A 12047-nucleotide genomic window follows, 5' to 3' on the forward strand; every position below is an offset into this window, starting at 1 on the left:
CAAAAATTAATTCAAGTTTAAAAACTTTAGCAAATCTGCCACATGATCAGGTTTTGCTATGATCTTATTGTTCGAATCCAGCACGAAATAGGTTGGTGTTGCATGAACATTATAGGTATCTACAAAACTGCTGTACCAGCCACGGAGTTCCGTATCATTAACCCATGGTAAATTCTTTACCTTATTTTCATAAGCTTCCTTTTCAACGTCTAATGAAAATGCGATCACTTCGGCTTTTTGACCTTTTATCTGATTATATTTTTCGATAATTTTTGGCAGTTCAGCTTCGCAATGAGAACATGTCGATGACCAAAATACGATGATCTTCTTTTCTGCCTTTAAGTCGTAAACCGATTTTGCGGTGCTATTCGTTGCGCGGTTAAACTTATAATCTGGAAATTTTGCACCCACCTCTGTATTGACATTCGCTGAAATGGTTCCTGACAACCTTTGGTTAATGGTACATTTAAGATTTTTGGCTTCGGTAAGATATTTGGTCTTCAGATCCTGCATATCGTAGGCATCAAACAATTCAATCAGTTCAGACAAAATGGTTTGTCCGCGCGGTGTCTCGGTGTTGACTGCGGTTAAAAGCTTATCAATGTCATTGGTGATATTGGTATTGGGTCCGATATTTAAATAAGCCACAAGGACAGGGCGTAATAAAGAGGAGGACTCCAGCTTTTCATCTGAGTTGGCTAAAAAGTGCACAATTTCTTCGTGTGTCAGAGGTTTTTTGGTCGCAGATTTTTCTACAAATCGGTTGTAATTCGTATTGTAGTACTGCACGAAAGGAAATTTGCTTAAATCTCCGTTACTAGTCGAGAGTCTTTGGATTTCTTCGTCAAGCGATTTTCCAAATGGTTGTCCGTCTTTGTAATACTCTTTGATTTGATAAAGTGCCGGTAGAATGTATTCTTTTTTTTGCTGGATATCTTGCAATTTATTCATCAGCGAATTGCTTTCATCGAGATATTCAATCTTTGAAATTTTGTTCTTGGCGGCTTCAAATTTTAGCATGACATCCTTGTTTTCTGAAATAAAATTGAGCGACGTGCCATTTTCAGGAAAATACAGCTTCATCATTCCCTGATAGGATTTCGGATATGCAATCTGCCAGATGTTTCCTTTTCGCAATTCTTTTGTGCTCAATATATCTTTAGATCCATTTAAAGTATAAAGATAAACTTCCCTAGGCGCAAAATCACCAGGCACCTCAATAGATATCTTAAACTGCGCCTGCACCGAACAAATGGCTGCTAAGCTCAATATTCCAAATATTTTTTTCATGGAGTAAATATAAAAAAACTCACTGAGATTTCAGTGAGTATATTTTGATTATAGATAATCTCAAGCGATTTGTCTCTTTGACTTCCTAATAAAATAGAAAGTTAAGATTATTGCTGCGATGACTAAGACATATAGATAAAGATCTATTGGAGATGCAGGAACACCAGGCGTTCCCGTGTCGCCTCCATCTGGTGGTGGTGGATCTTCTGCATACAGTGAAAAATTAATTACTGAGCAAGCTAATAATATCAGTTTATTTGATAGTTTCATAATTCGAGTTTTTTATTTGATAATCTTACCCTGTACAATTTCTCCTTTGTCAGAAATTATTTTCACCAGATACACATTATTCAGACTCTTCACAAGGTTAATCGTGTAATTCATGGATGTTGAAATTCCACGCTCAGAAAGCATAAGCTTGCCGCTCATATCAAAAACCTGGATATCTGCTTTCTTCCAGTTCGGATCAAAAATCACTACATAATGATCTATACCAGGATTATAAGCAATTACAGTCCTCGAAGGAACCGTTGCCTGACCATTGGCCAGAACACCTGAAGGAAGTCCGTAATAAACGTCATAAGCCTGTGTAGAAGCACCTCCCGCAGCCAAAATCATATTCTGATTTACCGGCTGCGTCACCCCATCAACACCTTTAAAATAGAAACCGTCATTAGTCGACAACAAATGCTCACCATCAGGAATCAATTCCCCATTTTCCTTAATCTGCATTTTGTATGAAACAATATCACCGGAATATTTCACCAGTTTAATGTTTTTTCCTTTGAAATTGTCCTCATTAGCTTCATTGATATAAAGCCAGTAAGATGAGGTGTAATTATTATCATAACCACCATTTATAGGATCCTCTTCGTAAGTACCCAACAAATTGGTGGAACCCGCAGTAACCTGCGCCTTCGTGTTGCTGGAATGTCCGGTAACTCCGTTCGGATATACTACATAGTAAGTTCTTGCAACTTCTCCTCCGTTTGCGTTCAGACCAATTATTGCCAATTCTTTCACTGTTCCATTAACGGCTCCTCGATTGGCAATTACGGAATAAGGCGTTCCGGTATTCCTGGAATAATAATTAAATCTTCTGAGATTAGAGAGATTGATAGTGGGAGTAACGGAGTTATTCAAAAGCTTGATCATGAACGTGCCCATTGGACGAATCATCAAGTAATCTGTATCGCCCGTCCAAACACCATTTACATTAGTCACAAACTTAAACCCAACGATGCTTCCGCCAACATTTGGATGATACTGAACATTGGTGGGTTCAAGACGAATACCATTGATATTGGGAACATAATCCGGATCCGTATTAACGTTCAGATTAGATAAATCTAAATTTGTGAGGTACTGATTAGCGAAAAAATACATGTTTTTTCCATAATCGGTACCATCCCATACGTTACCCCTAGAATATGCAAAAGAATCTCCGAGGTAAGTGTTATATTTTTCGTTGTATTGGTTGATTGCGTTTCCGTTTGCTCCATAATTCACGCCCGCACCTGCACCTGACAGTGTACGTGAAAAATAAGTAACATCTGATACTGGAACTCCTTTGACTGTTCTGGTTTGGGAAGCAACATCTAAATTCTTACCGCCCAAGATATAGTAAGAGTACGGAACATAGGTCGCACTACCTAAAACGGTGGAAATACTCGGAAGGTTATCGAATACAATATTGTCGTTATTCCAAACCAGAATTTCATTCTGCGACCATCTTTGGGTATTAAACACTTTTCCAAGTTCAGCGCTCAAAGTGGACGCGGTTTTTCCATAAAACGGTACCGAAAATTGCTGATAAGCTCCATGATTTGGAGAGCGAAATTGCTGATCAACGATGCCCTTGATATTGGCCTGATTGATTCCCTTAATATAGAATTGCCCGTAAGTATAAGCTGGTGTTGCGGCTGAACTATTGGCATTCCAAGTGGAGTAAGCGGCCGGTTCATTTAAGGCATTCATAATTGTTCCTCCGGAAGTGGATCCTTCAAGTTTATCACTAGTCCCGTCCAAAGTTCGTAATACATCGTTTATAGCATCTGATGCTACAACCATTACATTTCCATGGTTTTCTAAGACACCTGTGTCTTTCACCTGCAATCCTCCACCATTATAAAGCAATGCATTTTTGCCTACATATAGTACAGCCCCTCCATCAACATGGCTAAGAACTTTCGGTGTGGTGGTCATCTGCGCAGGAAGCGTAAAATACGCAACCAGCATACCCCCGATTAATAAATTTCTTTTCATTATGTTTTGTTTTTGTGTTTTTTGAGGTCAGAATCATACGCAAAGATATTCAATATTTTTTGAATTAATTATATATTTGAGTGAAATCTCACAATTTAATATTGTCGTCAGACAGCACAATTTCTTTCCTTGCAGCGATGTCAAACATGTAGTCTTCCAACACCTTCTCCGTGGTGCCACGTAGCCCCCTCGCTCCAAGTCCTTTTTCCATAGTTTCCTCCACGATCTTCTCAATTGATTGATCCGTAAACTTCAACTTCACTCCATCCATTTTGAATAATTCCACAAATTGGTTGACGATAGAGTTTTTAGGCTCCTTCATAATCCGGATCATGGTTTCCTTGGTAAGCCTGTCCAAATACGTCACAATTGGGAATCTACCCAAAAGCTCAGGGATGAGACCGAATTTCCGTAAATCAATTGCATTGATCTGACTCAAAATATAGTCTTCCTCTTCAGCTTTATTAAGTTTCTCCGAACTAAAGCCAATTGCCTGCTTATTCAATCTTCTTTCAATGATTTCTTTGATGCCGTCAAATGCGCCTCCAGCAATAAAAAGTATATTTTTCGTGTCTACCTGGATGTATTTTTGATCCGGATGCTTCCTTCCTCCTTGCGGCGGAACATTCACTATGCTTCCTTCCAGCAGCTTCAATAGACCTTGTTGCACCCCTTCTCCGGAGACATCCCGAGTAATGCTCGGATTATCTGATTTTCTGGCAATTTTGTCTATTTCATCAATAAATACGATTCCCTTTTCGGCTTTTTCCACATCATAATCGGCAACCATCAAAAGCCGAGAAAGAATACTTTCCACATCTTCACCCACGTATCCGGCCTCCGTTAAAATGGTGGCATCCACTATACAGAAAGGCACGTTTAATTCCTTGGCAATGGTTTTTGCAAGAAGCGTTTTCCCGGTTCCAGTCTCCCCAATCATGATGATGTTGGACTTCTCTATTTCCACTTCCTTATTTTCATTTTTCGCGTGGAGCAATCTTTTGTAATGATTATAAACGGCGATAGAAAGCTGCTTTTTCGCCTGGTCCTGTCCGATCACGTACTGATCAAGGAATTTTTTGATTTCTTTTGGTTTTTTAAGGTCTTCGATTTTATCGGCAGGCGAAAAACCATTCTTTGTCATACTGTCTTTCACGATAACGTGCGCCTGCTCAATGCAGTTCTCGCAAATAAACCCGTTATTTCCGGAAACCAGCATTTTCACTTCATTTCTTTTCCTTCCGCAGAAAGAGCATTGGTTTGAATTCATAAATTGTACAATTATAGAACAATGAGGATTAAAGATCACTCATCGATAGATTCCAGTTCATTTCGAAAACTGGCAAAAGTCATATTAAAGTTAAGCGTTCCTGATCGCATCTCGAATTTCAAGGTATTCATCCTCCGTTAGTTTCAAGCGGACATTTTTGAAATTCATGTCTTCCATCTTGTTAATCGGAATCAGATGGATATGGGCATGCGGAACCTCCAGTCCCACTACCGCCGAAGCGATCCTCTGTTGGGGATATGTTTTACCCAATTTCTTCGCCACACTTTGGGCAAACCCCCAAAGTTCCTTGAAATCCTCACTTTCCATATCGAATATGAGGTCAACTTCTTTTTTGGGAATTACCAGAGTGTGTCCTTTGGCAATGGGCATGATGTCTAAAAAAGCAAGGAAATTGTCATCCTCAGCAATTTTGTACGAAGGAATTTCGCCGCTGATTATTTTCGTAAAAATGGAACTCATGATTTAATTTTTTTTGAATGAGATAATTCGCAAATTTAATCAGCAAAAACAGTTCCACAGAAGATGGCTTCCCACAAAATTTTCATTAAAGGGAGATCTCCAAGACTTCAAAGGAAAGTTGGTTCCCATTTGGCAAAAGTACTTCTGCCGTTTCGCCTACTGCTTTTCCAAGTAATCCTTTTGCTATGGGCGTATTCACTGATATTTTCCCTGATTTCAAATCACTTTCATTATCAGGAACCAAAGTAAAAACCTGTTCCTTTTTGGTGCCGTTATTCTTTAATCTTACGGTGGTTAATATAGACACTTTTGAAGTATCTAGCAGGCTTTCATTGATCACTTTTGAATTCACGATCATGTCTTTCAGTTTAGAAATCTTCATTTCCAACATTCCTTGAGCCTCCTTCGCCGCATCATATTCCGCATTTTCAGACAGGTCTCCTTTATCTCTTGCTTCTGCGATTTGCTGAGTAATTCTTGGTCTTTCAATGGTTTCCAGTTGCTCCAATTCAACTTTCATTTTATTCAAACCTTCCTGGGTTACATAACTTGCCATAATTTTTCTACTTTATCGTTAGTATAAAAAAATAATCCGACATTTGCCGGACAATGTTTTCTATGTGGTTTTGTTTTACAAAGATATAAATTATTTTAAAATGAAAAGAAGAACGCTGTATTTTTTTTTGCCAATAATATTCATTTTCAGCATATTAATCATCAATTCCTGCAGCGAGCGCAATGAGACGGTGAACTGTTTTCCAAACGCTCCTATCAACGTGGTTTTAAATCTGAATTATCCTGCATACTTTGACCTGCAAAATGTAGGAGGCTGGATCTATGTGAACGAGCAGCAATGTGGAACGCGCGGATTAATCGTAGTGCGAACCACAAATGGCTTTAAAATTTACGACCGGAATGCTCCACATATTTGTCCGGAACAGAACACCACACTGAATGTGCAGAACAGCATAAAAGTCATTTGCCCGAAAGATGGTGCAGAATGGATTCTGATCACCGGCGAACCCACCAAAATTGCGCAAATACCGCCAAAAACCTACCGGTATAATTTTGATTCTAATTCCGGGATCTTATCTATATTCAATTAAAATCTTATTTGGTGAAAACTGTAATTCAAAGAGTTTCTAAAGCTCATGTGAAAGTGGACTGCAAAATAGTTGGCGAAATCGACCACGGTTTTTTGCTCCTCATCGGAATTGATGAGGAAGATGATAAAGCAGACGCCGATTGGCTGGTCCAAAAAATTTTGAACTTAAGAGTTTTTGGTGATGACGAAGGCAAACTCAACCGCTCCATTCAGGATATTTCCGGAGCAATCCTTTGCATCAGTCAGTTCACGTTGATCGCGGATTACAAAAAAGGAAACCGTCCATCTTTCATCAAAGCCGCAAAACCGGAAAAAGCAATTCCGCTTTTTGAATATTTTAAAACTGAAATTTCTAAATCCGGACTCAAAACCGAAAGCGGCATTTTCGGTGCTGACATGAAAGTTTCTCTGGTGAATGACGGTCCCGTCACCATCATCATGGATTCCAAGACAAAACTTTAAACAAATGGTTTCTCACCGGAAATTGTTTTTTTTTAATTTTATTCTTAATTTTATTTTTAATTTTGAAAAAAAACAGCTCCTATGAATAGAAATTTCCTTCTCATTTCTCTACTGCTTGCGGTTTCCTGTTCAGAGAGTGCCACCGGAATTTCCTCGGAAAACATTAAAAACACCAAGATTAGAGATTCCATCAATGTGGCGAGAACCAGATACAACGACAGCATAAGCATCGCCAATCAAAAAAATATTTTCGGAGATCTAACCGGAAAAAAAACCTTGAAGTTTACGGATGATTTCGTGACTTTTAATGGAAACGTCAATTTCATAAAAGTGGGACGGGACCAATACGATGTAGTGGGAAAAGCGGTTGCAGGAAAGAACAAGGTCTCTCTATCCGGAGTGATCAACAGGGTTTCAGAGAAACATTTGAATTTTGAAGGCAGGATCTCCCAAGTCATCAATGGAAAAAAATTTGTCCGGGCAAGAAGAACCACCTTTATGGATGAAGGAAAAGGAAATTTCTGGAGGCTGCAAAACAAGGTAAATGGGGAAGGATTTGTGGAGTATATTGACATTTATTTTTAACTTCCTAATTTTGAAAACATGCTGAACTATGTAATTTCCGGAAACGGACATGAAAAGCTCGTTTTACTCCATGGTTTTATGGAAAATATTATGGTGTGGGAAGAGATGGAGCAAAGGCTTTCCAAGGATTTCACCATCATCAGGATTGATTTGCCGGGACACGGCCTGTCGAAAATTTATGGAGAAATTCACACCATGGAACTGAACGCCGATGAAATCACAAAAGTTACCGACAAATTAAAACTAGAGAAATTCCATATACTGGGACATTCCATGGGAGGTTACACTGCCCTTGCTTTTGCCGATAAATTTCCTGAAACCTTAAAATCTCTGACCTTATTTTTCTCCACCTATTTTGCGGATGATGACGAAAAAAAAGAGCAGCGGCGAAAGAGTTTCAAAGTGATCAAAGATGCTTTTCCACATTATGTCAATGCTGCAATCCCAAATCTCTTTAACGAAAATGAAAAAGATATTTTGGAGGGGAAGATAGAATTGGCCAAAGAAATCGCACTTTCCACAAAACCAGAAGGTGTTTTGGCAGCTGTGAAAGGAATGATCGAGCGAACCGACAAATCCCATGTATTGAGCAATTTTGAAGGCAAAATCCTGGTGATTGCAGGAAAACATGACCATGCCGTGAAAACAGAAGTGACCATCAAAAATCTTCCGGATAAAACCAATATTAAATCCTACCTCTTAGATTGCGGCCATAATGGACAGCTGGAAAAACCTACAATTTGCGCAGAAATCATCAACACCGAGTTATTGCATAATCTGCCGAAGAATTTGGTTTTCTGATGAACGCCTACAAATCTTCTGCCTCAATTTTTTCTTTAAAATCCTCGATGGTAGCTTCAATGGTTTTGAAGTATTTTCCCCCCGCAGCATTGATGTGCCCCCCTCCATTGAAGTATTTTCTGGAAAACTGGTTCACATCCACATCTGCTTTTGAGCGGAAAGAAATCTTGATAAAATCCTCGTACAAATCCTCCATGAAAAATGCGGAAACCTGTGTTCCCATGATACTTAGACCATAATTCACGAAACCTTCAGTATCACCTTTTTGGAAACCGAATTCCTTTAACTCTTCCCTTTTTAGCCATAAAATAGCGACTTTGCCCTCTTTCACCACCTCGATTCGGCTTAGAATCAAAGACAACAAATGAAGCCTGGAAACGGTGTTGGTATCCCATGTGTTAGAAGTAATCATCGCCGGATCTGCACCTTTTTCTATTAATTTAGCGATAATTCTGTGCGTGGTGGCAGAAGTGGAACGAAAGCGGAAACCTCCGGTATCGGTCATAATTCCCGTGTAAAGACATTCTGCAATATCCTGATTGACGAGGTTTTCCTCACCCAATGCCTCGGCGAAGTGATAAATCATCTGCGAAGTTGCCGGAAGCGCCGTGTCTGAATAAACAAAATCAAAATCTTCCGGTTGTTGGTGATGGTCGATCAGTATTTTCTTTGCCTTTGCTTTCTCAATCCACGGTCCAACCAAATTTCCACTGCGGTGAGACGCATTAAAATCAAGAATAAAAATAACATCAGCATAGTAAATTAATTCCCCCGCCTGTTTTCTCTTATATTCTGCGATGGTGATTTTTTTGGCTTCCGGCATCCATTTTAGAAATTTCGGAAAATCATTGGGAACAACCACATCGGCTTCAAGCCCTTTTTGTTTTAAGAAATGTTTCAGACCCAAACTCGAACCAATCGCATCTCCATCAGGATTATAATGGGTGATAATCACAATTTTGTGAGAGGGGCTTAAAAGTTTTTTTATTTCTGAAATTTCTGAAGAGTGGAACATGCAAAATATTTTGAATGGCAAATATACTATTTGTTTTATACCAATAGGCTTTCTCTTAGGATAATCTTCTTCGCAAAAACTCATGATCGCATCAATCCGAATTGATTGAAATAATTCAAATTTTTGCATAATTTCAACCTAAATATACAGGAAAAAGTTATTTAACTTTTTCGAAGGAATAAGATGATGAACTTCTTTCAGCGTCTGTTGAAATTTTGTAATATAAATTTGCAATAGCGAATTATTTTATCTTTTTTTCCTGAATACTTCCAGAGTCATTCTTAATGGCTGCATCAACTTCTTTCTTGATCAAACCGGCCAAAAGTACTTTCAAGAATCCCGCTTTTGGAAAAAGGCTTAAAATCTGATTTCTTTTTCATCATCTTTTTAAACCGACTCAATTCACTTCCACCACAAAATTCCAAAATTTAATTTGCAGAAAATAAAAACTTTACTATCTTTGCAATCTGAAAAATAAGAAATAGTTTTTACTAAAAATATTAGCAATGAGCAAGAGAACATTCCAACCATCAGAACGAAAAAGAAGAAACAAGCACGGTTTCCGTGAAAGAATGTCCACGCCGAACGGAAGGAGAGTTTTGGCTGCAAGAAGAGCAAAAGGCAGAAAGAGTTTAACTGTAAGTGCAGCACGCGCTAAGAGATAATCTCCGGAATTATCATACAAAAACATGCTTGGAAAGTACATTTCCAAGCATTTTTTGTTGTTAAAATTTGCTAAAGTTTAGCTAAAAATGAAAGTTTTTGCTACTTTTGAATGAAGTTTACTTATTACTTATCAACCATTAATCCCAAGAATTAGGGAATCATTCATAAAGATATGCCACATTCCTCACAGGACGGTTTGAACGTCATTCACCTTAAAAACGCGAAAATCGCCCAGAAAAATTTCACGGTTCTCAACGAAGTTAATCTCAACATCAAACGGGGAAGGTTTTGCTACCTGATCGGAAAAACCGGTTCCGGAAAAAGCTCCCTATTGAAAACACTTTACGGACACATTCCGCTCAGTGCGGGTCAAGGAAATGTGGCAGGATTTGATCTGGAAAAACTGAGACCCTCAGATATTCCCAATCTAAGAAGGAAACTGGGAATCGTTTTCCAGGATTTTCAACTTCTGACTGACCGCACCGTTGAAAAAAACCTGAAATTCGTCCTGGCTGCAACAGGTTGGACTGACAAAGGAAAAATGGAAGAACGCATCAACGAGGTTCTAGGAAGTGTAGGAATGAAATCCAAAAAGCATAAAATGCCTCACGAACTTTCGGGCGGCGAACAACAAAGGGTTGCCATTGCACGGGCTCTTCTCAATCATCCAGAATTAATTTTGGCGGATGAACCCACAGGAAACCTAGATCCTGAAACCTCCAATGAGATCATGACCTTGCTGAAACAAGTTGCTTTTGAAAATAACTCAGCGGTAGTGATGGCTACACACGATTACCACATGATTCAGAATTTCCCGGGCGAAGCCATTCGCTGTGAGGATGGAAAAGTTTCCGTCTTGGATACCGCTGAACTCTTTGAATAATTACTCGGTTTACTGGACGTACCGACTGGTCATCACACCCAAACTGAAGCTTTTAGTCAACCGTATTTTTTGATTCGTCTTCACGAAAACCCGCTATTTGAAAAAGATCCAACAAAATCATCACTTCTTTTTTTGTTGACCTAAGTTTACAAAATTTGGAAATTGATTGTGTTGGATCTTATTTTTAATCATGATCCGGAAATTATCGGGTAATTCCCCCGAGTAAATTTTATCCTTTGAATTGACCCATGGCGATAAACTTATCCTGTCTCTGTGTTTCCAGTTCTTTTCCTGTGAATTTAGAGAACGCCTTGATGTTTTGAAGGATAGAAGTTTTCAGGTGATCATAAGCAACTTGTGGTTCATAATGCGCTCCGCCAAGTGGTTCCTCGATGATTCCATCGATGAATTTTTCCTTTAATGCATCTTGTGGAGTTAATTTCAATGCGTTTGCCGCATCTTCCTTATGATCCCAGTTTCTCCAAAGGATTGATGAACAACTTTCCGGTGCGATTACAGTGTACCAAGTGTTTTCAAGCATATAAACTTTGTTTCCCACGCCGATTCCCAATGCACCTCCACTCGCACCTTCACCAATGATATACACAAAAATAGGAGTTTTAAGCATCGTCATTTCAAAGATATTTCTTGCGATGGCTTCACCTTGACCTCTCTCTTCTGCTTCCAATCCAGGATATGCTCCCGGAGTATCGATCAATGAGATGACCGGAATACCGAATTTCTCAGCAAGCTTCATCAAACGAAGTGCTTTTCTATATCCTTCGGGATTGCTCATCCCAAATCTTCGGAGTTGTCTTTCCTTGGTTGTTCTCCCTTTTTGAGTCCCGATAATCATCACGGATTTGCCGTCAATCTTTGCCAAACCTCCGACCATTGCCGGATCATCAGCAAAATTTCGGTCGCCATGGAGTTCCAGGAAACTGTCTTTATCTGTAATTCCTTTGATGAAATCCAATGCATATGGACGGTCTGGATGACGCGAGAGCTGCACCCTTTGCCAAGGCGAAAGATTTCCGTAGATTTCTTTCTTTTTCTCAATGATTTTATCCTCAATTTGCGAACAGGCGAGCTTCACATCTACCCCACTTTCTTCACCTACCAGCGAACAGGTTTGGTATTGATCCATCAGCTCTTTTATCGGAAGTTCAAAACTTAAATATTCCATATTTTGGTTTAAAATAATCTGTCAAATTTAGTGAAAATA

13 protein-coding genes are annotated in these 12047 nt (G+C 39.0%); 6 read left to right on the top strand and 7 right to left on the bottom strand.

Annotation, left to right across the window (positions count from 1 at the left end; genetic code table 11):
- Positions 1-6 precede the first annotated feature (6 nt).
- From L0951_RS02315 to greA, 5 genes are all read right to left on the bottom strand, one after another.
- Positions 7-1290, bottom strand: coding sequence for a TlpA family protein disulfide reductase (locus tag L0951_RS02315; RefSeq protein ID WP_234109243.1), 1284 nt, complete (start codon positions 1288-1290; stop codon positions 7-9).
- A 282-nt stretch (positions 1291-1572) separates the two neighbouring features.
- Positions 1573-3555, bottom strand: coding sequence for a T9SS type A sorting domain-containing protein (locus tag L0951_RS02320; protein WP_234109244.1), 1983 nt, complete (start codon positions 3553-3555; stop codon positions 1573-1575).
- Positions 3556-3643: 88 nt separating this feature from the next.
- On the bottom strand, positions 3644-4825 hold the full coding sequence (gene clpX, locus L0951_RS02325; protein WP_234109245.1) for an ATP-dependent Clp protease ATP-binding subunit ClpX: 1182 nt from the start codon (positions 4823-4825) through the stop codon (positions 3644-3646).
- A gap of 90 nt (positions 4826-4915) precedes the next feature.
- Positions 4916-5305 carry an HIT family protein gene (locus L0951_RS02330; protein WP_234109246.1) on the bottom strand — a complete coding sequence of 130 codons (390 nt, stop codon included), beginning with the start codon at positions 5303-5305 and terminating at the stop codon, positions 4916-4918.
- Between the two features lie 85 nt (positions 5306-5390).
- Positions 5391-5861 carry a transcription elongation factor GreA gene (gene greA, locus L0951_RS02335; RefSeq protein ID WP_234109247.1) on the bottom strand — a complete coding sequence of 157 codons (471 nt, stop codon included), beginning with the start codon at positions 5859-5861 and terminating at the stop codon, positions 5391-5393.
- 100 nt (positions 5862-5961) lie between these two features.
- On the opposite strand from greA, the gene L0951_RS02340 reads away from it, so the two are divergent.
- From L0951_RS02340 to L0951_RS02355, 4 genes are all read left to right on the top strand, one after another.
- Positions 5962-6411 carry a hypothetical protein gene (locus L0951_RS02340; RefSeq protein WP_234109248.1) on the top strand — a complete coding sequence of 150 codons (450 nt, stop codon included), beginning with the start codon at positions 5962-5964 and terminating at the stop codon, positions 6409-6411.
- Positions 6412-6422: 11 nt separating this feature from the next.
- Positions 6423-6872 (top strand): D-aminoacyl-tRNA deacylase, encoded by a 450-nt coding sequence (dtd, locus tag L0951_RS02345; RefSeq protein ID WP_234109249.1) that lies wholly within the window; start codon positions 6423-6425, stop codon positions 6870-6872.
- An 81-nt stretch (positions 6873-6953) separates the two neighbouring features.
- Entirely contained in the window at positions 6954-7457 is a 504-nt protein-coding gene (locus L0951_RS02350; RefSeq protein ID WP_234109250.1) for a hypothetical protein, read from the top strand.
- A gap of 18 nt (positions 7458-7475) precedes the next feature.
- A complete protein-coding gene (locus L0951_RS02355; protein ID WP_234109251.1) occupies positions 7476-8258 on the top strand; it encodes an alpha/beta fold hydrolase in 783 nt (260 codons plus the stop codon).
- 7 nt (positions 8259-8265) lie between these two features.
- Here L0951_RS02355 and L0951_RS02360 read toward each other — a convergent pair whose 3' ends face one another.
- Positions 8266-9273, bottom strand: coding sequence for a DHH family phosphoesterase (locus tag L0951_RS02360; RefSeq protein WP_234109252.1), 1008 nt, complete (start codon positions 9271-9273; stop codon positions 8266-8268).
- Positions 9274-9779: 506 nt separating this feature from the next.
- On the opposite strand from L0951_RS02360, the gene rpmH reads away from it, so the two are divergent.
- Both rpmH and L0951_RS02370 read left to right on the top strand, forming a co-directional pair.
- On the top strand, positions 9780-9938 hold the full coding sequence (gene rpmH / locus L0951_RS02365) for a 50S ribosomal protein L34 (protein ID WP_039365072.1): 159 nt from the start codon (positions 9780-9782) through the stop codon (positions 9936-9938).
- A gap of 173 nt (positions 9939-10111) precedes the next feature.
- The gene (locus tag L0951_RS02370; RefSeq protein ID WP_234109253.1) at positions 10112-10822 is read left to right on the top strand and encodes a cell division ATP-binding protein FtsE; all 711 of its coding nucleotides are present in this window, start codon (positions 10112-10114) and stop codon (positions 10820-10822) included.
- Positions 10823-11051: 229 nt separating this feature from the next.
- Here the strand turns inward: L0951_RS02370 and L0951_RS02375 are convergent, their stop codons facing one another.
- Positions 11052-12008 (bottom strand): acetyl-CoA carboxylase carboxyltransferase subunit alpha, encoded by a 957-nt coding sequence (locus tag L0951_RS02375; protein ID WP_234109254.1) that lies wholly within the window; start codon positions 12006-12008, stop codon positions 11052-11054.
- Between the last annotated feature and the right edge of the window lie 39 nt (positions 12009-12047).

The sequence above is a fragment of the Chryseobacterium sp. R2A-55 genome, from assembly GCF_021401085.1.
Classification (GTDB): Bacteria; Bacteroidota; Bacteroidia; order Flavobacteriales; family Weeksellaceae; genus Kaistella.